A 21,025-nucleotide genomic window follows, 5' to 3' on the forward strand; every position below is an offset into this window, starting at 1 on the left:
AAGACCAATTAAAACAAGCGACAACAGGGAACACCACCATGAACCTCAACAGACGGAGCCTTCTGAAGCTATCGGCAGCCACGCTCGCGCTAAGCGCCGTGTCACTGCCCAGCTTCGCAGCCGACATCACCGAACTGGTGATCGCCTACAACGTCACCCTGCCGTCCTGGGACCCGACCACTGGCCCCTCGGCCGTCAACCCGACCATTCAGGGCCTGTACCAGTCGGTCTTCGATCAGTTCATCCTGCAACAGCCCGACCTGAAGCCCGCACCGGGCCTCGTGACGGAATGGGGCTGGAACGACGACAAGTCCCAGATCCACCTCACCGTCCGCGACGGCGTGACCTGGCACGACGGCTCCCCCTTCACCGCCGAGGACGTGGCGTGGAGCCTGGAACGCGCCGCCGATCCGAAAACCGGCAACCCGATCCAGTTCGTCTGGGGCACGCTGGCCAATTTCAAGGCCGACGGCAACAAGGTCACCGCCGACGTCAAGCAATTCGACCCCACGATCTTCAAGTGGATGTATTTCCTGACCGGTTACGTCCTGCCGAAGGCGTACTACACCAAGGTGGGCGCTGAAGGGTTCGAAAAAGCCCCGATCGGCACCGGCCCGTATATGGTCGACAAGTTCGAACAGAACGCCTTCGTGCGCCTGAAGGCCAACCCGACCTATTGGGGCGGCAAGCCGGACTTTGACACCGTGACGATCAAATTCGTGACCGATGCCGCCGCCCGCGTGGCGGAAATCGAAGGCGGCTCGTCCCACGTCACGCTGGAAGTGCCATACGAGGAATATGACCGTCTGAAAGGCGGCCTGAACGCCTATGCGACGCCGGTGTCGAACATCGGGATGATCTTCCTGAACGATATCGAGGTTATGCTGGACCCCAATGTCCGCAAGGCCGCTGTCGCTGCGATTGACAAGCAAGCCATCGTCGACCGTTTGCTGTCGGGTTACGGCGTGCCGATCGACACGCTGGAAACGCCGGACTATGACGCCTATGATCCGACGATCAAGACGCCCTATGACCCGGATGCTGCGGTGAAATACCTGGCCGCCTCGGGCTATTCGGTCGACAAGCCGGTCAAGTTCACCATCCAGACCACCAAGGGCTACATGCCCAAGGATTACGAGATGATCCAGGCCATCGTTGGCCTGTGGCGCAAGGTCGGCATCGAGGCGACGATCGAAGTCTATGAAATCGCCAAGCATTACGAGTTGCGCGCGGCGGACAAGCTGGCCCCGGCGGCCTTCTACAACTGGGGCAACTCGGTCGGTGACCCCACGACCTCGACCGGGTTTGCCATGTATGGGCCTTCGCCCCACTCGGTCTGGGACAGCAAGGACCTGATCGACAAGATCAACCCCTTGTGGGGTGAGAAGGACGAGGCCAAGCGCATCCAGGGCTGGAAGGACGTTGACCGCTACATCGCGGAAAACGCTTATGTCATCCCGCTTTTGCAATATGTGCAGCCGATCCTGGCGGCCAAGGGCGTGGTCGTGACGCCGCACCACTCCGGCGCGCTGCTGCCGTTCCTGATGAAGCGGGCCTAAACGCTCTGCGGACCCGGCTGGGGGGACTTCACGTCCCCCCAGACCCCCCTGTGGGATATTTGGAGAAGGCGAAACGCAAGGACGCGTGCGCTTGAAGGATGCGTGATGGCTTTGCTGAGAACCCTACTTCTGCGGCTGCTAACCACGGCCGTCACTCTGTTTGGCGTGGCCGTCATCGTGTTCTTCGTCATCCGCGTGGTGCCGGGCAACCCGATTGCGATGATGCTGCCACCGGGGGCGACGGCGGAAGATATCGCGCGGCTGACCGCGCTTTATGGCTTGGACAAATCGATCCCGCAGCAGTTTCTGATCTGGGGGTTGGGCGTGCTGCAGGGTGACTTTGGCACCTCGATCACGCTGCGGCAGCCGGTGCTGGCGCTGGTGCTGGGGCGCTTGCCGGCGACGCTGGAACTGTCGGTGATGGCTTTGGGGATGGCGGTGCTGGTCGGCGGGGCAGCCGCCTTGACCGGCACCCGGCTGCGGGCGACGAAGGTGGAGGGCGGGATCGACATTGCCAACGGCATGGCGCTGTCGGTGCCGGATTTCCTGTGGGGGCTGGTGTTGATCCTGGTGTTCGGCGTGCTGGTGCCGGTGTTCCAGATCTCGGGCCGGGTGACGCCATCCCTGCAACTGCCGTTCAGCACGAACTTCTATCTGGTCGAAAGCATCCTGCGGCTGCGCTTTGATCTGACGCGCGACCTGCTCTCGCACATGTTTCTGCCTGCCGTTGCCTTGGCGATCCCGCTTGCCGCCATCATCGGCCAGTTGCTGAAGCAAAGCCTGAAAGAGACGATGCATCTGGATTACGTCACCCTCGCCCGCACGCAGGGCTATTCCGAGGCCTGGGTGATCTGGCGAGAGGCTTTGCCTAACGCCATCCTGCCCACCCTGACCCTCGTCGGCGTGCAGTTCACCTTCCTGATCGGTGGCACCGTGATCATCGAGCGGCTGTTCTCCTACGAGGGCCTTGGCAACATGGCCATCGACGCTGTCATCAACCGCGACCTGCCGCTGATCCAGGGCATCGTCATCCTGTTTGCCATCCTCTTCACCGGAGTAAACCTTGTGGTCGACCTGACCTATGCCGCCCTGAACCCGAGGTTGCGTCATGGCTGATGGCCGCTCGCAAGTCCGCCGCCGCGCTGGGGTGCGGTTGTGGTTGTCCGCCGCATGGCTGGTGCTGCTGATTGTCGTGGCCCTGTTTGCCCCGCATGTCGCGCCCAAGGACCCGCTGGCACAGGACCTTTTCTCAGGCCGCCTGCCACCGTTCTGGGTGCATGGGGCGGACAAGTCTTTCCTGCTCGGCACGGATTCACTGGGCCGCGATGTGCTGAGCCGGATCATCTTCGGCACGCGGATCGCCTTGGCCGTGGCCTTCATCTCTGGCACGCTCACCTGCATCATCGGGGCAGGACTTGGGTTGCTGGCTGGCTTCTACCGGGGTTGGGTGGACGTGCTGGTGTCCCGCTTCATCGACATCTGGATGGCCTTCCCGCCGGTGTTGTTTTCCATCCTGCTGATCGCCGTCATCGGGCCGGGGCTGTTTTCCATCATCCTCGCCATCGTGGTCATCGACTGGACCCGCTTTGCGCGCGTGGTACGGGCAGAAGCCATGAGCCAAGGTGCGATGGACTATGTCGCCTCGGCCCGCGTCGCCGGACGCGGGCGCTTTGGCACCATGCTGCGGGAAATCCTGCCCAACGTGCTGCCGATCATCGTCGTCCTTCTGACGTTGGAAATGGGGATCGCGGTGATCGTCGAGGCGATCCTGTCCTTCGTCAACCTGTCGATTTCCACCGACGACCCGACCTGGGGCGGCATGATCTCGGAAGGACGCACATCCATCCACCAAGCGTGGTGGGTGCTGGTCTTCCCGCTGATCACGCTGTTCCTGACCGTCCTGTCCTTCTCCCAACTTGGCGAGGGGCTCAAAGACCGCTTCGATCCGGTGCTGCGATGAACTATCTGTCCATTCGCAATCTGTCGGCACGGGTGAGGGGCGGCGGCCCCCTGCTGCGCAACGTCTCGCTGGAGGTCGCAGCCGGCGAAGTCCGCGGGCTGGTCGGCGAAAGTGGTGCGGGCAAGTCGATGATCGGCAAAGCCATTCTGGGCATCCTGCCGAAAGCGGTGGAGATCACCGAGGGCCAGATCGTGCTGGATGGCACCGACCTTCTGTCCCTTCCCCCGGCAGAGCGGCGCATCAAGGTCGGCGCCACCTGCGCGCTGATCCCGCAAGACCCGCTGACGGCGCTGAACCCGTCGCGCCGCATTGGCCCACAGATCACCGACCGGCTGGTGCATATTCTGGGCTGGAAGCGGGCCGAGGCCGAGGCACGGGCGCTGGCCCTGCTGGCCGAAGTGCAGATCACCAACCCCGCCCGCGTGATGCGGCAATATCCGCATGAACTGTCGGGCGGCATGCGCCAGCGCATCCTGATCGCCAGCGCTTTCGCCGCAGAACCGAAGCTGATCGTGGCGGATGAGCCGACGACCGCGCTGGATGTAACGGTGCAGAAACAGATCCTGAAGCTGATCGCCGGCCTTCAGGCCAAGCACGGCACGGCGCTTTTGTTCGTCACCCACGACCTCGGCGTGGTTTCCAAGGTCTGCCAAAGCCTCTCGGTCCTTTATTCCGGCAAGGTGGTGGAGGATACCACGGTCACGGCCTTCTTCCGCGCCCCCAAGCACCCCTATTCCGCCGCCCTTCTGGCTGCGACGCCGAAATACACAGACCCTTCGGCCGGCCTGAACCCAGTGCCCGACGCCGTCATCGACGCCGTCAAAGCAGAGGTCGAGCATGGCTGATCTGTACACCGTCACCGACCTGCACCTGTCCTTGGCCGACATGACGCGCAAACCCCTGTTTGGCATGGCGCCACGGCTGGATATCCTCAAGGGTCTGACCTTCAGCATTCCCAAGGGCACGGTTCTTGGCATCGTCGGCGGATCGGGTTCGGGAAAATCCACCCTTGGCCGCGCCCTGGTGCGGCTGCTGGAGCCATCCGGCGGCACCGTGGCGTTTGACGGCACCGATATCACCCATCTTTCGGACGCCCAGTTGCGCCCGTTGCGCCGCCGCTTTCAGATGATCTTCCAAGACCCGATGAGCAGCCTGAACCCGCGCCATCGGGTTGGCACGATCATCGCCGAACCCCTGCAACTGCACGGGCTGGACAACATCAAGGTACGGGTGCTGCGCGCCCTGGACCATGTCGGCCTGCCGAAAGACTTCTCCTCCCGCTACCCGCACGAGTTGTCGGGCGGCCAGCGCCAAAGGGTCGGCATCGCCCGCGCCATCGCATTGGAGCCGGAGTTCATTCTGGCGGATGAAATTGTCTCGGGGCTGGATGTGTCCTCTCAGGCGCAGGTGCTGAACCTGCTGGAGGGCCTCGTGCGCGATCTTGGCCTGACGCTGGCCTTCATCAGCCATGACCTTTCCGTGGTCCGTCGCCTGTGTCAGCGCGTGATGGTCCTGCAGCACGGCGTGATCGTGGAAAACCGCGCTACGGCAGAGTTGTTCGCCACCCCGCAGGCGCAATACACCCGCGATCTGCTGGACGCGATTCCGCTGCCGGATCCGGCGCAGGTCTGGGTCTGAACCCGGTCGCCCGTTGAAGGGCGGGGAGGCCAGCCTCCCCGTGCCCCTCCGGAGTATTTCCAAAGGAGCAAATGCAAAAGGTCAGAGAGCCGTGAGGGCGGCTTTCAGGGCGGCCACCGTGAAGCGATCGGTGCGTTTGTCGCCAAGGGACTGGAAGCCGAACGCAAGGGGGGCGCCGCCAGCGGGCAGGGCAGAGGCGCAACTGGCATGCACCTCGGCAAGCGGCAAGCGGGCGAGGGTTGGCAGCGTCTCAAGGCTGACGCCGGAGCCGGGCATGATGATGAGGCGACCTTGGGCGGCTTTCATCATCAGGGCAAGGCGATCAACGCCCTCGGCGGCGGTCCTGGCGCCACCGGAGGAGAGGATGCGCTTGAAGCCAAGCGCGATGGCGGTTTCAACCGCCTCCTCCACATCAGGACAGAGGTCGATGGCCCGATGAAGGGTAAGGTCAAGGCCCTGCGCCTCGGCGATCAGGTCAGCGAGAATTGCAGCATCCAGACATCCATTGGCCAAGCTGGCGCCCAGCACAACGCCCGGCAGGCCCAGGGTGCGGGCGGCGCGGATATCGGCTTGCATCACCGCAACTTCGGCGGCGCTGAAGATGAAATCGCCCGACCGGGGGCGAATGATCGGATAGCAGGGAACCTGTGTACGCGCGGCGCGTTCCATCAGGCCAACCGAGGGAGTGAGCCCTCCCAGCGCCAGCGCCGCGCACAACTCCACCCGGTCGGCCCCCCCTGCCACAGCTTCGGCCAGCCCCGGGGCATCATCCACGCAAACCTCAAGCCTGACCAAATTCCGCCTCCCCTGCGGCCGCAGCCCCGATCAGCCCGGCATCGGCCCCCGCATCGGCCACCACCACCAGGGGATGATCGACTCGCCGCAAGATTCGCGCCCGGACCGCCCGATCCAGCGCCGCGATCAGCGCTCGGTCATTGGCCAGCCCGCCACCGACCGGCACGACCGAGGCCCCTACCACGTTCAGCACCATCGCCAGCTGACCGCTCACCAGATCCAGCCACAGGTTCACCGCAGGCGAGGCCTCTCCCGCCCGCCAGCGCCTGATCACTTCGACCGAGCCGATCACCTCTCCGGTCAGATGCTGGTGCAACCGCTCGATGCCACGGGCAGAGCCCACGGTATCCAGACAGCCAATCTGCCCGCATCCGCAGGCAAAGACCGGATCGCGGATCACCGGGCCATGACCCCATTCGCCCGCGTAGCCGCCTGCGCCCTGCACAACGCGGCCGTCAATCACCAAGCCGCCCCCCACGCCAGAGCCGAGGATCAGCGCGAAAACATTGCGATGCCCACGGGCGGTCCCGACCGCCATCTCTGCCAAGGCAAAGCAATCGGCATCATTGAGCACCAGCACCGCCAGACCCAAAGCCGCCTGTAACTCGGCCGCCAAAGCCCGCCCGTTGATGCAGGGGATATTGGCCACCGTGATCCGCCCGGTGTCGGGGTCGACCACCCCGGCGATCGAGATCGCCACCCCGACCTCATCCCCCCGCAGGAACCCATGCAATGCCGCCACAAAGGCCTGTGCGTCGTGCAACGGGGTCGCCACCTCGCCCAGCATATAGCCCCCGCGCGCCGCCTTGATCCGCGATCCGCCGATGTCAAACGCCAGGATCATTCCCGTCCCCACTCTATTGCGCTGCGAAGTCTTGACAGCGCCGCGCGCGCCTTGCAACAGACCGCAACCGTGGAGGCCCCCGATGACTGACATACAGTTCGACGACCGCCTGATCCTTGCTCTGGATGTCCCCAACATCGTTCAGGGCCTTGCCCTTGCCGACCGCCTGGGGGACTCTGTCAGCTTCTACAAGATCGGCCTTGGCATGCTGACCGGTGGTGGGCTGGCGCTGGCCAACGAACTGAAGCAGGAACGCGGCAAGCGCATCTTTCTTGACATGAAGCTGTTCGACATCGGCGCCACGATTGAGGCTGCCGTGCGGGGTCTTGCGCAATACGATCTTGATTTCCTGACCGTCCACGGCGACCCGCAAGTGGTGCGCGCGGCTGCCGAGGGCAAATCGGGCACCGGCCTGAAGATCCTCGCCGTCACCATCCTGACCTCGCTCGACCGCGCCGATCTGGACGCCAACCTGATCAAGGCGGGCGATATCCACGAGATCACCCTTGAACGCGCCGCCCGCGCGCTGGAAGCGGGGGCCGATGGGGTCATCGCGTCACCGCAAGAGGCGGCGCTGATCCGTGCCCTGCCGCAGGCCAAGGGCAAGCTGATCGTCACGCCCGGCGTCCGCCCGGCTGGGGCCGCCTCGGGTGACCAGAAGCGCATCGCCACCCCGCATCAGGCGATCACCGACGGCGCCGACCATATCGTTGTCGGCCGCCCGATCTGGCAAGCCGCCAATCCTGCCGCCGCCGCCCGCGCCATTGTGTCCGACCTGCCCAAACGCTGAAAAGCCTTTTGGCAGCGCCGCCGCTTCAGGTTAGATTGCCGCATGGATCGGCACTCCGGAGCCTGGACATGCAACCCGCGATCTTGACCTACATCACCCTGCGCCTGCTTTTGGGCTGGCTGGGTCTGGCGCTGCCCCCGGCCCTGCTGCTGGCGGCCTGGCTGACCGACACCGGCCTGCAACCTTCGATCTCCGAGTATTTCTACACCCCGGCCCGGGATATTCTGGAGGGCACGCTGGTCTCGATGTCGGCCTTCCTGTTCAGCTATCAGGGCTATCACAGCAAAGCCTCCGACCGGGCCTGGCTCACTGACCGCCGCGTGGCCGCGGTGGCGGGCTCCGGTGCCTTGGGCGTGGCGGCCATCCCGATCTCGGCGCCGGGCAGCACGGCCTGCAGCTTCTTCAGCTGCCTGCTGACCCGCCACCACGTGCCCATTGCGGTCATCGACGGGTTGCACCTGTTCTCGGCGGCGCTGTTCTTCGGCGCGACAGCTGTCTTCGCGCTGGTGAATTTCCAAAGGGGAAATCCCAAAGACCCCAAGAACGTCGTGAAATACCCGGTTCTGACGATCTGCGGGTGGGTGATCATCGGCTGTCTGGTCCTGCTGACCGCCCGCAAGATGATTTCCCTCTGGCTGCCCGCGCTCGACGGCATACTGGGCTGGCCCGGAGTGGTCTTCTGGCTGGAAAGCCTGGCCATCTGGGCCTTCGCCTTCGCTTGGCTGGTCAAGGGCGACGCCCTGAAATCTGTCCTGCGGATCATCGCAAGGCATCCAAGACCTAGGCCAACCAGCCAAGGTCCTGCAGCGCCAGCCGTGTCCGCGCCTGCAAACCGGGGACGCCCCGGGGATGATTGAGGAACGCGTCCACCGGCATCATCCGCCAATGCTGCCCCTCCTCGCCAAAGCGGATCGCCGCAATGTCTTGCGCCTGCAGAACCCCGGCAAAGAACCATGACGCCTTGGCCGCATCCAGCAACGCCGGCAATTTCCGCCCCCAGATCAGCCGCTCCGCCGGCAGGGCCAGCCCAAACTCCTCCTGCAATTCGCGCAACACGCAAGCCTCGGGGCTCTCTGCGCCCTCCCGCCCGCCACCGGGCAAATCCCACCGGGCGGGCCACGGAATATGGGCAAAATCATCGCGCAGATAGGTAAGTATGCTTCCCCCCGCCACCAATGCCAGCTTTGCCCCGATGAAGTCAGTCAAAGTTGCGCTGATAGGCCTGCGCCACCTTCGGCAAAGCCCAGACCGCCTCTGCCGCCCGCCACAGGCTGGGTGTTTCAGCCTTGAACCACTCTTCCCGGGGGCGCCAATGCACCATGCAGGCCAAGAAGAAATCAATCGCCGTCATCCGCTTGCCCAGAAAGAACGGCCCGCCGCGCCGCAAGGCTTCAGCCTCCATCACTTTCCACAGCGTCTTGCGATGCTCGATCACATTCAACTGGTAACTCTCGCCGCCATTGCCTTTCACGAACCGCTCCGGCGCGTCGGAATAGACGAAACTGGGATAGATCGAGGCCACCAGAAAGATCAGCCAGCGAAAGAACGCCGCCCGGTCCTTCGCCCGCGCCTTCGGCACCAGCGCATCGCTTTTCGCCAGATCGGCCAGCAGGAGCGAGATGGCAGCGCTTTCCGTCATCACCTCGCCATTCTCCAGCACCATTGTCGGCACCTGGATCAGCGGGTTGACCTTGCCCAGGGCCGCCCGCGCCTTCGGATCCTGATGCACATTGCCGGCGGCAATCAGGTCATGGGGCAGGCCATAGAAGGCCAGTTGCAACTCCACAATGGCGGACCCCCAACCGGGGTTTTCGTAAAGCTGGATCATCAGACTCTCCTTTTCGGCCAAACCTAGGCCGGCAAGGTGAACACAGGGTTAAGTCAGTTCTCGTTGATGTCGTCCTTCCAGACCTTGACCTGCGTCTTGGTCACCCCCACCGCCCGCCGCAGGATCACCCAGGCCACCAGCGACAGCACGGCAAAGACCAGCGCCAGCAGCGCCACATTGCCGGGCGCCAGACCCAAAGCCACCAGCACCCCCGTCAGCCCCGCGCCAACGGCAAAGCCCAGAAACACAAAGCCCGGAATGATGATCTCCAACACGCCAAGAATGATGCCGGCCACCACCCAGACCCACCAGATCGTCCAGATCTCCATCTACCGCCCCTTCAACATCCCGAAGGCATTGGCAAAGGCATCCAAAGCCGCCGCCGGCACGATGACCAGTTGCTTGCCCTCGCCCTTGCCCACCGCCGTCAACGCCTCGACCTGCTTCAGCGCCACCTGATACTGCGCAGCCTCGATGCCATTCTCCTTGATCGCCACCGCAATCACCTGCGTCGCATAAGCCTCGGCATCAGCCAGCACCCGACGCGCCTTGGCGCCTTGCTCCGCCGCATACAAATTCGCATCCGCCGCCAGTTCGACCGAGCGTTTTGCCCCCTCCGCCTCCATCACCTGCGCCCGCCGCGCCCGTTCGGCGTTCAGCTGCTGCATCATGGCGTGCCGCGTCGCATCATCCAAAGCCACGTCCAGAATCTCGGTCCGGGTGACCTCGATCCCCCAGTCATCCACCATCGCCCGCACATGCTCCCGGATGCTGGAGGTCAGCTCATTCCGGTTCGACTGCACATGATCCAGCTCCATCTTGCCGATCTCGCTGCGGACAATCCCCGCCACCGTCGTCGCAATCGCCGCATCGACGTCCTTGATCCGGTACACCGTCTTCTCCGGCTCCGTGATCCGATAAAACACCGAGGTCTCCACCTTCAGCAGCACGTTGTCCGTCGTGATCGCATCCTGATGCGCCAACGGAAGCTGCCGCTCCAAGACCGAGACCTTATGCGCCACCCGGTCCAGAAACGGCACCGTGAAGTTGATCCCCGGCCCCAGCACCGCATGCAGCCGGCCAAACCGCTCCACCACATACTTCATGCTCTGCGGCACGATCCGGATGGCCTTGAAGACGGCAATGATGATCAGCGCCGCCAGCGCCAGGAACACGATACTTCCGCCCGTCAGACCGTTCATCAAAACCTCCCTGAAATCTGCCCCCATGCTGCCCCCTTAACGCCCCGCACGCAACACCCTCCCTCAGGCAACACCCCCCAAACCCATCGTATGCTTCCCCCAAAGGAGCCTCCCATGCAAATCACCGACCTCCCCATCGCTTCCATCGACGCCGAAGCCCTCCCCCGCGACCGCTTCCACGTCGACGAAGAGGCCATGGCCACCCTCAACCGCTCCATCCTCTTCGACGGCCTCCGCCAACCGATCGAGGTCTTTCCCCTCGAAGGCGACCTCCCCTACGGCCTCATCTCCGGCTACCGCCGCCTCTCCGTCTACCGCACCCTCGCCGCCCTCCGCGCCAACGGCGACTACACCACCATCCCCGCCTTCATCCGCACCCCCGCCTCCATCCCCGCCGCCATGGCCGCCATGGTCACCGAGAACGAGGTCCGCACCGACGTCACCCCGTGGGAGAAAGCCACCCTCATCCTCGAATCCGTCCGCCTCGACTACTTCGCCACCCCCGACGCCGCCCTGCAAACCCTCTACCCGCACATCACCCCCACCAACCGCTCCCGCCTGCGCTCCGTGGTCTCCGTGGTCGAGGCGCTGGGCGGCCACCTCAACGACGGCCCCTCCTATTCCCTCCGCCAACTCCTGCGCATCTCCGGCGCCATCCGCGCCGGCTTCACCCCCCTGATCACCACCGCCTTCCTGCAAAGCCCCGACAAATCCGCCGCCGTCCAATGGGACCTGATGCAAAACATCCTGACCGAGGCCGAGCTTTCCCTGACCGAGCCGCAAACCCCCCAAGCCCCCGGCCGCCCCCGCCGCCTCCTCTACCCCCGCGCCAACCTGATCATCCGGAGGGAGCGCCTCCCCAACGGCTACCGCCTCACCTTCACCGGCGAGGAAGCCCACGGCATGGTGATCGATTCCGTGCTGGACCAGATCGAGAGGATGTATTCGCCGGTGTGAGGGGCGGCGATTGTTCTGGAAATTCCGAGAGCACATAGCTAGCTGTTGTCTCACCATTTTCATGGAGATTTCCCGATGCTTGTCTATGCGAACAGTTTTTCACTCGGAAGCGACACGGATGTTTCGAGGGTGATTGCGACTATTGCCGAGTGGATCGGAAAGTCTCGCAAGTGCTTCGTCGACCCAATCCGTCTGGAGCGCGGTGTAAAGGAGCTTCGACTTGTTGATGGGGCTACGGTGTCTTCCCTTGCAACTATCGAACCAAACGACGAAAAGTCATTCCCCTATCTTTTCTGTGCGCGGCTTACTCATGGTCAAGAGGACGTGCCGGGTCGAAAATGGACCGCAGAGGTTGGAATTCAGCAGGCAAACTCTGACGCACCTGTTTTCTGCTCTGTAGTGCTGCGAACAGACGAAATAAGCGCCAGAGTAAACACGCCAATCCAAGTAACTCGCCCCGCGATCGTACAACGATTGACTGAGCGATTTATTCCAATTAGCGAGACGCCTGGTCTAAAATTAATTTCCTTAGACGAGAACAATGCGGACGCATTCCGATATGAAATTGATCACCCCAATCGGACTTTCCCAATTGTTCAAGTCAGCTGTGATCGAAACGGCATCTTTCCGGTTGGCGCGGAGCGTCTGCGTGGTCTTGCCGTCGGATTAGCCAAAGTAATTGAAATCGGCCCGAACGCCGATACCTGGAAGATCGAAGAAGTTCTTGGAAGAAAGTTCTCGTGTTTCGGAGGCGCGGTCAACATCATATTCCCTCCCCGAGAGAGCGCTGGCCTACGGTTCTGCCGCACTTATTTGCTACGGCCTGACTATATACAGGCCATCTTTGAAAATGGAGGCTCAGTGGAGTCAGAGATTCTATCCTCCATTACTCACTATACGAATGTGCCCCATTCTTGGAATCACAAGTCGAAAGAAATGGTTGCACAGGAGATATTACGCAACAATCTAAGGCACTTTGCATCACGAGCAGCGGGTCCTGTGGATATTTCTGTCTACGAGGACTTATTGCAGGACGCTGCCAACCAGATGCAAAATATGACTGAGGAGGTTGAACAGCTTCGACTGGAGGTTGAGGATTATAGATCAAGTGCAGATGCTGCGAGCGACCTTTTGGAATTGGCACAAGCTGAAGTGGAAAGCCTGAAGTACAGTTTGGCTTCAATCCCAAAGGGCACGAATTCGGGCGGCACGCAAGAAACTGCCGGAATAAGCGATTTGCGGAGGATGGTCATTTCTGCCATTAGTGGAGACTTTAATCTCTCAACCGCTTTGATCTTGATTCGTGATTTGTATCCGGACCGTTTAGTGGTTTTGGATTCTGCGTTGGATTCCGCAAAGCGGTCTGATGCAGGGGGCTTTAAATATCAGAAGAAGGCGCTGGATCTCTTGCACAAACTAGTTGAAGACTACTGGTCTTCACTTTCTGCCGGCAATAGCGACCAACAAGCAAAGACTTGTTTTGGAAAAGACGCCTACTCCGCAAAAGAGTCGGACAGCATTTCCTCCGACGGTTTGAAGCGCAGAACGTTTGGTTATAATGGAAAGTCCTTGCAAATGCAGCGACACCTCAAGATTGGAGTCAAGGATAGTCTTTCCGATACGCTTCGAGCCCATTTCGAGTGGCTTCCCGATGAAAAGAAGATTGTGATCGGGCATTGTGGGAAGCACTTGGACTTTTAGAAGTCGAGACCGGAGGATGCGCATTCATCGCGCTCTATCCCACACCACATTTCACACCCCCAAATCCTAACAAACCCTTAACACCACACCACATAATCAAACAATATCAACACCTTACCCCACATTGCACGCGTGCAATCGTCCCGATTGCACGGCAGGGAGTCCCTAGACTCCGCTGACCCCTCCCCTCACCCGCGGCCCCATGCTACCCTCCCCCCCATCATGCCCACCTTGTGCCGCGACTGCCTCACCCTTTTCCCCACCGGCCCGCGCTGCCCCGCCTGCCGCAGCCCCCGCCTGATTGCCCACCCGGAACTGGAAACCCTCTCCATCGCCCACATGGACTGCGACGCCTTCTATGCCAGCGTCGAAAAGCGCGACAACCCATCCTACCGCGACCACCCCCTCATCGTCGGCGGCGGCACCCGCGGCGTCGTCTCCACCTGCTGCTACCTCGCCCGCATCCACGGCGTGAGGTCCGCCATGCCGATGTTCCAGGCCCTGAAACTCTGCCCCGACGCCGTGGTCGTCAAACCCAGAATGTCCGTCTACGTGGAAACCTCCCGCCAGATCCGCGCCCTGATGGAACAACTCACCCCCGCCATCCAACCCCTCTCCCTCGACGAGGCGTTCCTCGACCTCACCGGCACCACCCGCCTCCACGGCCACCCCCCGGCGGTCATGCTGGCCAAGTTGACCCGCGACATGGAAACGCAAATCGGCGTCACCGGCTCCATCGGCCTGTCCCACAACAAGTTCCTTGCCAAGATCGCCTCCGACCTCGACAAACCCCGGGGCTTCTCCATCGTCGGACAGGCGGAAACCCAAGACTTCCTGCGCAGCAAACCCACCCGCATCATCTGGGGCGTCGGCACCGCCACCCAAGCCGCGTTGGAGGCCGCCGGCATCCGCACCATCGCCGACCTGCTCCGCTGGGACCACTCCGACCTGCAAGCCCGCTTCGGCCAGATGGGCGACCGCCTCTATCACCTCGCAAGGGGAGAGGACCACCGCCGCGTCAACCGGGATGAGAAGCTGAAGTCGATCTCGAAGGAAACCACCTTCTTTGAGGACACCTCCGACCCCGACCTGCTGGACGGCCATATCTGGCGCCTGTCCGAACAGGTCGCCGACCGGGCGAAAGCCAAGCAACTGTCAGGTCGCACCGTCACGCTGAAACTGAAGCGCGGCGATTTCCAGACTGTTACCCGCCGCCACTCGCTGCCCGATCCCACCCAACTGACCGACCGCATCTACCGCGCTGCCAAGGACCTTTACGACCACGCAGGCACCAAGGGCCCGTTCCGCCTGATCGGCGTCGGCATCTCTGACCTCGCGCCCGAGGATCAGGGTGACCTGTCGCCAGACCTCCTCGACCCCGACGCTTCCAAGCGCGCCAAGGCTGAACGCGCCGCCGACGCCATCCGCGCCCGCTTCGGTCACGAGGCGATCATCAAAGGCCGCGCCCTACGCTAAGGGCGGCAGGTAGCGGGTTTTCAGGTGAGGCGGGGCGGCAGCCTCTAACCCTGCGAGCGTCTCACGCACCCGGTCAGGTCCGTGCAATGCCGCAGCCTCGAACGGCCCACGCGGGAAGTTGAGGCCGAGTTTCAGGGCCTTGTCGATGCCGTCAGCTGTGACGCCACCTTCCGACAAAAGCCAAGCCGCCTCATTCACTAGGGCGGCTTCGATGCGCAGCGCGATTTCGGCGGCATCCTTGGGGGCCCCTCCCGGCGAAGCGGGAAACAGGAAGCCCTGACCGGATTTGCGACCCAGATGGCCAGTGGCAACCTGCGCTTGCAGGGTTTCAAAGACGTGGTAGCGGGGGTGATGCATGGCGGCCTGCAGGCTCTCCGTGGCGGCCAGATTGATATCCGCGCCGATCAGGTCGATCAGGCTCAGCGGGCCGATCTTGTACCCCGCCGCCAACATGGCCGCGTCGATGTCTGATGCACTGCGGCCCTCCTCCAGCAGCGCCAGTGCCTCGCCGTAGAACGGACGCGCGCAACGGTTCACGATGAAGCCGGGGCGGTCGGGACAGGCGATCACGGTCTTGCCTGCGGCCTGTGTGACGTGACGGGCTAGCGTCATCGCCGCATCTGAGGTGCCGGGATGGGCGATCAGTTCAACGAGTTTCATCACCGGGGCGGGGTTGAAGAAATGCAGGCCCAGCACCCGCTCGGGGTGCTTCAATCCCCCGGCAATGGCCGTGACGGAAAGCGATGACGTGTTGGTGGCCAGCACGGCATCCGGAGCAATCACGGCCTCCAGCGCCGCGAACAGGCTTTGCTTGGCCGGCAGCGTTTCAAGGATCGCCTCAATGATGAGGGTGGCCGGGGCCAGAGCCTCTGGCGTGTCGACCACCACCAGATTGGCAAGCAAAGCCTCCATCGCTTCAGCGGTCAGCGCGCCCTTGGCGACCCGGGGCTCCAAGGCGGCGCGCAGCCGGGCATGGGCATTGGCGCGGGCAGGCGCGTAAGCGTCTGTCGCCAGCACCGGCACGCCGGAAGCGGCAAAGACCTGCGCGATGCCAAGGCCCATGGTGCCAAGGCCAACCACACCGATTATGAACGCTTTTGCCATCTCATTCCCCCTGGAAGTCAGGTTTGCGCTTCTCGCGGAAGGCGCGGATGCCTTCGGTCTTGTCTGAGGTATCCAGCAGCGCCTCAAAGCCCTCCCGCTCTGCCCCAAGCGCCAGCGCATCCTCACTTGCCACCAAAGCGCGCTTGGCCGCCATCAATGCCAGCGGCGCCCGCAGGGCCAAGCGGGTCGCCAAAGCCTCCGCCTCCGCCAAAGGCACCTCAGCCCGGTAGGCCGCGATGCCCCAGGCAAAGGCAGTGTCGGCATCGAGGATCTCTCCGGTCAGCACCATCCTTGTGGCGCGCGCGCGACCGGCCAGCGCCAGCAGACGTTGCCCGCCACCCGCGCCGGGGATCAGGCCAAGGTTCGTCTCCGGCAGGCCGACCTTCGCCGTAGCCCCCAGCACCAGCAGATCCGCCATCAGCGCCAGTTCAAAGCCGCCGCCCAAGGCAAACCCCTCCACCGCCGCAATCAGGGGCTTCGGGAAAGCGCGGATCGCTGCCCAATGCGCCTTGCGGGGGTCGACGGCACCCTCGGCCGAGGTCTTGTGCTCAATCTCGCCAATGTCAGCCCCGGCGGCAAAGTTGCCATTCGCCCCGGTCAGCACCACGGCGCGAATGGCGGGGTCAGCCGAAAACCCCGCCAAAGCCTCAGCAATCCGCGCCAGCAAGGCGGTGTTCAGCGCATTGCGCGCCTCTGGCCGGTTGAGGGTCAGCTTCGCCCAGCCCGGCATGATGTCTATGATCAGATCCATGCCGCCATCATCCGCCCCTGCGACAAAATTTCAAGCTGGAAAGTTTTAAGCTTGAAATTATTTCCAGCAGGTGCATCCTTGGGCAAACGTCTTCCTGAAAGGAATGGCCATGAAGGTTCTGTGTCTGGGCGGTGGCCCCGCCGGTCTGTATTTCGCAATCTCGATGAAGCTGCGCGACCCCTCACATCAGGTAACGGTGATGGAGCGCAACAAGGCCAATGATACCTTCGGCTGGGGCGTGGTGCTGTCGGATGACGCGCTGGGGCGGATGCAAAAGAATGACCCGGTCAGCACGGACGCCATCCGCAGCAACTTCGCCTATTGGGATGACATCGCGGTGGTGCACAACGGCAACCGCACCGTCTCGGGCGGGCATGGCTTTGCCGGGATCGGACGGAAGGCCATGCTGATCCTGTTGCAGGCCCGCGCGCGCGAACTGGGCGTCGACCTGCTGTTCGAGACAGAGTTCAAGACAGTCGAGGCCTATCGGAAGGACTATGACCTGGTGGTGGCGACCGATGGCATCAACTCGCTGGTGCGGCGGGAATATGCGGATGTCTTCCAGCCCGACATCGATACGCGCAAGTGCAAGTTCGTCTGGCTGGGCACCCATGCCAAATTCGACGATGCTTTCACCTTTATCTTCGAAAAGACCGAACACGGCTGGGTCTGGGCCCATGTCTACCAGTTCGACAAGGACACCGCGACCTTCATCGTGGAATGCCTGCCCGAGACATGGGATCGCTGGGGCTTCCAGGCCATGTCGAAGGAAGAGACGATTTCCGTTTGTGAACGTATATTCGCCAAGCACCTGAATGGTCATTCACTAATGTCGAACGCAGCGCATTTGCGCGGCTCTGCGGTCTGGATGCAGTTCCCTCGGGTGATCTGCAACCGCTGGTATCACGAGAATGTCGTGCTGATGGGCGACGCGGCGGCGACCGGGCACTTCTCGATCGGTTCCGGCTCGCGACTGGCCTTCGACAGCGCCATTGCTTTGGCAGAGTATCTGCATTCCGAACCCACGCTTGAGCGGGCTTTCGAGCGGTATCAGGCGGAACGCCGGGTGGAAGTGCTGCGCCTGCAATCGGCGGCGCGCAACTCGCTGGAGTGGTTCGAGGAGGTCGAACGGTATCTCGACATGCCGCCCTATCAGTTCGCCTATTCCCTGCTGACCCGCAGCCAGCGCATCAGTCACGAAAACCTGCGCCAACGCGACCCGGCTTGGCTGCGCAAGGCCGAGGATTGGTTTCAGGAACAAGCCGGCGGCGAACCCGGACGCCTGCCGATGTTCGCCCCCTTCCGTTTGCGCGACATGTCCTTGCAGAACCGCATCGTCGTCTCGCCGATGGCGCAGTACAAGGCGGTCGACGGTGTGCCCGGCGACTGGCATTTCGCCCACTATGCCGAACGTGCCAAGGGCGGCGCAGGGCTGGTTTATACCGAGATGACCTGCGTTTCCGCCAATGGCCGCATCACCCCCGGCTGCCCGGGACTTTACACCCCCAAGCACGAGGCGGGATGGAAGCGCATTGTCGATTTCGTTCATGCCGAAACCAACGCCAAGATTTGCTGCCAGATCGGCCATTCGGGCCGCAAAGGCTCCACCCAAGTCGGCTGGGAGGAGGGCGACGCCCCCCTGCCACGCGGCAACTGGCCGGTGATGAGCGCCTCGGCCCTTCCCTGGACCCCTGCCAATCAGGTGCCAAAGGAAATGGACCGCGACGATATGGACAAGGTGCTGCTGCAGTTCGTCAAGGCGACAGAGATGGCCAAGATCTGCGGCTTTGACATGATCGAACTGCACGCGGCACACGGCTACCTGATCTCCAGCTTCATCAGCCCGACCTCGAACCATCGCACCGACGCATACGGCGGCAGCCTTGAAAACCGCATGCGCTACCCGCTGGAGGTTTTCGCCGCCATGCGCGCCGAATGGCCCGGATCCAAGCCGATGTCGGTGCGGATTTCCGCTACAGACTGGGTGGGCACAGATGGCGTTACCCCAGCGGAAGCCGTTGAAATCGCGCAGATGTTCGCCGCAGCGGGCGCCGATATCATCGACGTCTCGGCCGGCCAGACCTCGACCGAGGCCAAGCCGATCTATGGCAGGATGTTCCAGACCCCGTTCTCGGACCGCATCCGCAACGAGGCGGGCTTGGCCACGATGGCCGTCGGCAACATCACCGAAGCCGAGCAGGTCAACCAGATCCTGCTGGCCGGGCGCGCTGACCTTGTCTGCCTGGCGCGTCCGCACCTGTCCGATCCCTACTGGACCCTGCATCAGGCGGTGAAAGCCGGCGATCCGACGGCATGGCCGCTGCCCTATCTGGCCGGACGCGATCAGGCAGTGCGACTGTTGTCCAAGGCGACGGAAGTGTTGCGGGCATGATTGGCAAACGCGTTCTGGTGACCGGCGGCGGATCGGGCGCGGGGGCCGACCTCGCGCTTGGCTTCGCCAAGGCCGGGGCGCAAGTGGTGATCTGTGGCCGCAGGCTGGAGGCTTTGCAGCGCAGTGCTGCGCAGCATTCCGCGATCCGGGCACTGGCCTGTGACGTGACTGACGAGGCTTCGGTGCAGGCCCTCTTCGCCACGGCGGGGCCTTTGGATGTGGTCATCGCCAACGCCGGCCAGGCCGATTCCGCGCCCTTCCATCGCACCAGCCTCGACCAGTGGAATGCGATGCTGGCCGTCAACCTGACCGGGGTTTTCCTGACCTTCCGCGAAGGCCTGCGGCAGATGCAGGGCTGGGGCCGCCTGGTCGCTGTCTGCTCGACGGCAGGGGTAAAAGGATACGCCAAGGTCGCCCCCTATGCCGCCGCCAAGCATGGCGTGATGGGGATGGTGCGCTCCTTGGCCTTGGAGGTCGCGCGCGGTCCGGTGACAGTCAACGCGATCTGCCCCGGTTTTCTTGACACCGAAATGACCGACCACTCCATCAAGGTGATCAGCGAGAAGACCGGGCGCTCTTTGGCAGAGGCCAGGAAGGCGCTGGAAGGCCTGAACCCGCAAGGTCGGCTGTTCCAACCCTCGGAAGTCACCGCCGCCGCGCTTTACCTGTGCGGCCCGGGGTCCGAAGGCGTGAACGGCCAGGCCATCGTCATCGCCGGGGGTGAGGTGTGAACGACCAGCTCTCCAAACGCCGCCTCAAGATGTGGATCAGGCTTCTGGGCGTAACCCGCGCCGCGGAATCCGAACTGCGTGAGTTTCTGCGCGTCCAGCACGACACCACCCTGCCCCGGTTTGACGTGATGGCGGCGCTGTACCGGCGGCGCGACGGCGTCACCATGTCGGAACTGTCGCGCATGCTCCTGGTGTCGAACGGCAACGCCACCACCGTGGTGGACCGGCTGGAGAAGGACGGGCTTGTGCGCCGCACACCCTCGGAAACCGACCGCCGCACGGTCTTCGTCGCCTTGACGCCCGAAGGCCTTCAGCAATTCGAAGGACTTGCGGCCCAGCATGAAGCCGAAGTCAGCCGCGTCTTTGGCGGTCTGTCAGAGGCTGATCTGGACCAGCTGACCGATATTCTCAAACGCATGGGGGCGAAATGAACCTGGCCGACCTGAAACCGCAGCACTTCCTGTGGGAGGTTTCCAACCGCATCGCCACCCTGCGCCTGAACCGGCCAGAGCGGAAGAACCCCCTTACCTTCGACAGCTACGCCGAGTTGCGCGACACCTTCCGCAACCTTGTCTATGCCACGGACGTGGATGTGGTGATCTTCGCCTCCAACGGCGGGAACTTCTGCTCGGGCGGCGATGTGCACGAGATCATCGGGCCACTGATCGGGTTGCCGATGAAAGACCTTCTGGCCTTCACCCGCATGACCGGCGATCTGGTCAAGGCGATGATCAATTGCGGCAAGCCGATCATCTCTGCCGTCGATGGGGTGGCGGTGGGGGCGGGCGCCATCATTGCCATGGCGTCAGACCTGCGTCTGGCGACACCCGAAGCGAAATGCGCCTTCCTGTTCACCCGCGTCGGTCTGGCAGGCTGCGACATGGGCGCCTGCGCGATGCTGCCCCGCATCATCGGGCAGGGCCGGGCGGCGGAACTGCTTTACACCGGTCGTACGATGAACGCGGCGGAAGGCGAGCGTTGGGGCTTCTGGAACGCCCTGCACCCGGCGGACGCGCTGGAGGCCGAGGCGCAGGCCTTGGCGATGCGCCTCGCCTCTGGCCCCACCTTTGCGCATGGCATCACCAAGACCCAACTGAACCACGAATGGAATATGGGGCTGGAGCAGGCGATCGAGGCCGAAGCCCAAGCGCAGGCGATCTGCATGCAGTCCAAGGACTTCGAACGCGCCTACAACGCCTTCGTCGCCAAGCAACGCCCCGTTTTCGCAGGTGACTGACGCCGGGGGTTTTCCACCCCCGGACCCCCGGAGGATATTTGGGCAAATATGAAAGGCACG

At 63.1% G+C, this 21,025-nt stretch carries 22 protein-coding genes; 14 read left to right on the top strand and 8 right to left on the bottom strand.

The window, feature by feature from the left end; genetic code table 11:
* The first annotated feature begins 38 nt into the window (after window positions 1-38).
* The 5 genes from AC1Y2B_RS08275 to AC1Y2B_RS08295 all read left to right on the top strand — a co-directional run bounded on the left by AC1Y2B_RS08275 (window position 39) and on the right by AC1Y2B_RS08295 (window position 5,157).
* On the top strand, window positions 39-1,559 hold the full coding sequence (locus AC1Y2B_RS08275) for an ABC transporter substrate-binding protein (RefSeq protein WP_482252599.1): 1,521 nt from the start codon (window positions 39-41) through the stop codon (window positions 1,557-1,559).
* 105 nt (window positions 1,560-1,664) lie between these two features.
* The gene (locus tag AC1Y2B_RS08280) at window positions 1,665-2,675 is read left to right on the top strand and encodes an ABC transporter permease (protein WP_482252600.1); all 1,011 of its coding nucleotides are present in this window, start codon (window positions 1,665-1,667) and stop codon (window positions 2,673-2,675) included.
* Window positions 2,668-3,519, top strand: coding sequence for an ABC transporter permease (locus AC1Y2B_RS08285; RefSeq protein WP_482252601.1), 852 nt, complete (start codon window positions 2,668-2,670; stop codon window positions 3,517-3,519). Before AC1Y2B_RS08280 ends, AC1Y2B_RS08285 begins: the two co-directional genes overlap by 8 nt.
* The gene (locus tag AC1Y2B_RS08290; protein ID WP_482252602.1) at window positions 3,516-4,364 is read left to right on the top strand and encodes an ABC transporter ATP-binding protein; all 849 of its coding nucleotides are present in this window, start codon (window positions 3,516-3,518) and stop codon (window positions 4,362-4,364) included. Before AC1Y2B_RS08285 ends, AC1Y2B_RS08290 begins: the two co-directional genes overlap by 4 nt.
* Window positions 4,357-5,157 (top strand): ATP-binding cassette domain-containing protein, encoded by an 801-nt coding sequence (locus AC1Y2B_RS08295; RefSeq protein ID WP_482252603.1) that lies wholly within the window; start codon window positions 4,357-4,359, stop codon window positions 5,155-5,157. The genes AC1Y2B_RS08290 and AC1Y2B_RS08295 overlap by 8 nt, the downstream gene beginning before the upstream one ends.
* Window positions 5,158-5,238: 81 nt before the next feature.
* Here the strand turns inward: AC1Y2B_RS08295 and AC1Y2B_RS08300 are convergent, their stop codons facing one another.
* Entirely contained in the window at window positions 5,239-5,931 is a 693-nt protein-coding gene (locus AC1Y2B_RS08300) for a copper homeostasis protein CutC (RefSeq protein ID WP_482252604.1), read from the bottom strand.
* Window positions 5,932-5,938: 7 nt separating this feature from the next.
* Window positions 5,939-6,796, bottom strand: a complete 858-nt coding sequence (locus AC1Y2B_RS08305; protein WP_482252605.1) for an ROK family protein — start codon at window positions 6,794-6,796, stop codon at window positions 5,939-5,941.
* A gap of 82 nt (window positions 6,797-6,878) precedes the next feature.
* Here AC1Y2B_RS08305 and pyrF point away from each other — a divergent pair, with 82 nt between their 5' ends.
* A complete protein-coding gene (gene pyrF, locus AC1Y2B_RS08310) occupies window positions 6,879-7,586 on the top strand; it encodes an orotidine-5'-phosphate decarboxylase (protein WP_482252606.1) in 708 nt (235 codons plus the stop codon).
* A 68-nt stretch (window positions 7,587-7,654) separates the two neighbouring features.
* Window positions 7,655-8,443 (top strand): hypothetical protein, encoded by a 789-nt coding sequence (locus AC1Y2B_RS08315; RefSeq protein ID WP_482252607.1) that lies wholly within the window; start codon window positions 7,655-7,657, stop codon window positions 8,441-8,443.
* Here the strand turns inward: AC1Y2B_RS08315 and AC1Y2B_RS08320 are convergent.
* Genes AC1Y2B_RS08320 through AC1Y2B_RS08335 form a run of 4 tightly spaced genes read right to left on the bottom strand, consistent with a single transcriptional unit; the run spans window position 8,367 to window position 10,616 of the window.
* The gene (locus tag AC1Y2B_RS08320; RefSeq protein ID WP_482252608.1) at window positions 8,367-8,792 is read right to left on the bottom strand and encodes an NUDIX hydrolase; all 426 of its coding nucleotides are present in this window, start codon (window positions 8,790-8,792) and stop codon (window positions 8,367-8,369) included. The two genes, AC1Y2B_RS08315 and AC1Y2B_RS08320, sit on opposite strands and share 77 nt — an antisense overlap.
* Window positions 8,785-9,414, bottom strand: coding sequence for a glutathione S-transferase family protein (locus AC1Y2B_RS08325; protein WP_482252609.1), 630 nt, complete (start codon window positions 9,412-9,414; stop codon window positions 8,785-8,787). Before AC1Y2B_RS08325 ends, AC1Y2B_RS08320 begins: the two co-directional genes overlap by 8 nt.
* Window positions 9,415-9,467: 53 nt before the next feature.
* On the bottom strand, window positions 9,468-9,743 hold the full coding sequence (locus AC1Y2B_RS08330; protein ID WP_482252610.1) for an NfeD family protein: 276 nt from the start codon (window positions 9,741-9,743) through the stop codon (window positions 9,468-9,470).
* A complete protein-coding gene (locus AC1Y2B_RS08335; RefSeq protein ID WP_482252611.1) occupies window positions 9,744-10,616 on the bottom strand; it encodes an SPFH domain-containing protein in 873 nt (290 codons plus the stop codon). It lies immediately after the preceding gene.
* A 114-nt stretch (window positions 10,617-10,730) separates the two neighbouring features.
* Between AC1Y2B_RS08335 and AC1Y2B_RS08340 the strand changes: the two genes are divergently transcribed.
* From AC1Y2B_RS08340 to AC1Y2B_RS08350, 3 genes are all read left to right on the top strand, one after another.
* Window positions 10,731-11,573, top strand: a complete 843-nt coding sequence (locus AC1Y2B_RS08340; protein ID WP_482252612.1) for a ParB/RepB/Spo0J family partition protein — start codon at window positions 10,731-10,733, stop codon at window positions 11,571-11,573.
* A gap of 75 nt (window positions 11,574-11,648) precedes the next feature.
* Entirely contained in the window at window positions 11,649-13,274 is a 1,626-nt protein-coding gene (locus AC1Y2B_RS08345) for a hypothetical protein (RefSeq protein WP_482252613.1), read from the top strand.
* A gap of 222 nt (window positions 13,275-13,496) precedes the next feature.
* Window positions 13,497-14,750, top strand: coding sequence for a DNA polymerase IV (locus AC1Y2B_RS08350; RefSeq protein WP_482252614.1), 1,254 nt, complete (start codon window positions 13,497-13,499; stop codon window positions 14,748-14,750).
* Here the strand turns inward: AC1Y2B_RS08350 and AC1Y2B_RS08355 are convergent.
* Together AC1Y2B_RS08355 and AC1Y2B_RS08360 are read right to left on the bottom strand one after the other, a co-directional pair.
* A complete protein-coding gene (locus AC1Y2B_RS08355) occupies window positions 14,742-15,854 on the bottom strand; it encodes a 3-hydroxyacyl-CoA dehydrogenase (protein ID WP_482252615.1) in 1,113 nt (370 codons plus the stop codon). The two genes, AC1Y2B_RS08350 and AC1Y2B_RS08355, sit on opposite strands and share 9 nt — an antisense overlap.
* Before the next feature lies 1 nt (window position 15,855).
* Window positions 15,856-16,605 (bottom strand): enoyl-CoA hydratase-related protein, encoded by a 750-nt coding sequence (locus AC1Y2B_RS08360; RefSeq protein ID WP_482252616.1) that lies wholly within the window; start codon window positions 16,603-16,605, stop codon window positions 15,856-15,858.
* 109 nt (window positions 16,606-16,714) lie between these two features.
* Between AC1Y2B_RS08360 and AC1Y2B_RS08365 the strand changes: the two genes are divergently transcribed.
* The 4 genes from AC1Y2B_RS08365 to AC1Y2B_RS08380 are packed head-to-tail and all read left to right on the top strand — an operon-like array spanning window position 16,715 to window position 20,965.
* Complete coding sequence (locus AC1Y2B_RS08365; RefSeq protein ID WP_482252617.1) at window positions 16,715-18,997, top strand: bifunctional salicylyl-CoA 5-hydroxylase/oxidoreductase; 2,283 nt, start codon at window positions 16,715-16,717, stop codon at window positions 18,995-18,997.
* Window positions 18,994-19,728, top strand: a complete 735-nt coding sequence (locus AC1Y2B_RS08370; protein WP_482252618.1) for an SDR family NAD(P)-dependent oxidoreductase — start codon at window positions 18,994-18,996, stop codon at window positions 19,726-19,728. Before AC1Y2B_RS08365 ends, AC1Y2B_RS08370 begins: the two co-directional genes overlap by 4 nt.
* The gene (locus tag AC1Y2B_RS08375) at window positions 19,725-20,159 is read left to right on the top strand and encodes a MarR family winged helix-turn-helix transcriptional regulator (RefSeq protein ID WP_482252619.1); all 435 of its coding nucleotides are present in this window, start codon (window positions 19,725-19,727) and stop codon (window positions 20,157-20,159) included. The genes AC1Y2B_RS08370 and AC1Y2B_RS08375 overlap by 4 nt, the downstream gene beginning before the upstream one ends.
* The gene (locus AC1Y2B_RS08380; protein WP_482252620.1) at window positions 20,156-20,965 is read left to right on the top strand and encodes an enoyl-CoA hydratase family protein; all 810 of its coding nucleotides are present in this window, start codon (window positions 20,156-20,158) and stop codon (window positions 20,963-20,965) included. Before AC1Y2B_RS08375 ends, AC1Y2B_RS08380 begins: the two co-directional genes overlap by 4 nt.
* The last annotated feature ends 60 nt before the right edge of the window (window positions 20,966-21,025 follow it).

This window comes from Stagnihabitans sp. (assembly GCF_964946895.1).

Bases quoted from the DNA above. Each gene is read 5' to 3' on its own strand.
- AC1Y2B_RS08275 (WP_482252599.1), top strand. From the start codon at position 39: ATGAACCTCAACAGACGGAGCCTTCTGAAGCTATCGGCAGCCACGCTC.
- AC1Y2B_RS08280 (WP_482252600.1), top strand. From the start codon at position 1,665: ATGGCTTTGCTGAGAACCCTACTTCTGCGGCTGCTAACCACGGCCGTC.
- AC1Y2B_RS08285 (WP_482252601.1), top strand. From the start codon at position 2,668: ATGGCTGATGGCCGCTCGCAAGTCCGCCGCCGCGCTGGGGTGCGGTTG.
- AC1Y2B_RS08290 (WP_482252602.1), top strand. From the start codon at position 3,516: ATGAACTATCTGTCCATTCGCAATCTGTCGGCACGGGTGAGGGGCGGC.
- AC1Y2B_RS08295 (WP_482252603.1), top strand. From the start codon at position 4,357: ATGGCTGATCTGTACACCGTCACCGACCTGCACCTGTCCTTGGCCGAC.
- AC1Y2B_RS08305 (WP_482252605.1), bottom strand. From the start codon at position 6,796: ATGATCCTGGCGTTTGACATCGGCGGATCGCGGATCAAGGCGGCGCGC.
- pyrF (WP_482252606.1), top strand. From the start codon at position 6,879: ATGACTGACATACAGTTCGACGACCGCCTGATCCTTGCTCTGGATGTC.
- AC1Y2B_RS08315 (WP_482252607.1), top strand. From the start codon at position 7,655: ATGCAACCCGCGATCTTGACCTACATCACCCTGCGCCTGCTTTTGGGC.
- AC1Y2B_RS08325 (WP_482252609.1), bottom strand. From the start codon at position 9,414: ATGATCCAGCTTTACGAAAACCCCGGTTGGGGGTCCGCCATTGTGGAG.
- AC1Y2B_RS08330 (WP_482252610.1), bottom strand. From the start codon at position 9,743: ATGGAGATCTGGACGATCTGGTGGGTCTGGGTGGTGGCCGGCATCATT.
- AC1Y2B_RS08335 (WP_482252611.1), bottom strand. From the start codon at position 10,616: ATGAACGGTCTGACGGGCGGAAGTATCGTGTTCCTGGCGCTGGCGGCG.
- AC1Y2B_RS08340 (WP_482252612.1), top strand. From the start codon at position 10,731: ATGCAAATCACCGACCTCCCCATCGCTTCCATCGACGCCGAAGCCCTC.
- AC1Y2B_RS08345 (WP_482252613.1), top strand. From the start codon at position 11,649: ATGCTTGTCTATGCGAACAGTTTTTCACTCGGAAGCGACACGGATGTT.
- AC1Y2B_RS08350 (WP_482252614.1), top strand. From the start codon at position 13,497: ATGCCCACCTTGTGCCGCGACTGCCTCACCCTTTTCCCCACCGGCCCG.
- AC1Y2B_RS08355 (WP_482252615.1), bottom strand. From the start codon at position 15,854: ATGGCAAAAGCGTTCATAATCGGTGTGGTTGGCCTTGGCACCATGGGC.
- AC1Y2B_RS08360 (WP_482252616.1), bottom strand. From the start codon at position 16,605: ATGGATCTGATCATAGACATCATGCCGGGCTGGGCGAAGCTGACCCTC.
- AC1Y2B_RS08365 (WP_482252617.1), top strand. From the start codon at position 16,715: ATGAAGGTTCTGTGTCTGGGCGGTGGCCCCGCCGGTCTGTATTTCGCA.
- AC1Y2B_RS08370 (WP_482252618.1), top strand. From the start codon at position 18,994: ATGATTGGCAAACGCGTTCTGGTGACCGGCGGCGGATCGGGCGCGGGG.
- AC1Y2B_RS08380 (WP_482252620.1), top strand. From the start codon at position 20,156: ATGAACCTGGCCGACCTGAAACCGCAGCACTTCCTGTGGGAGGTTTCC.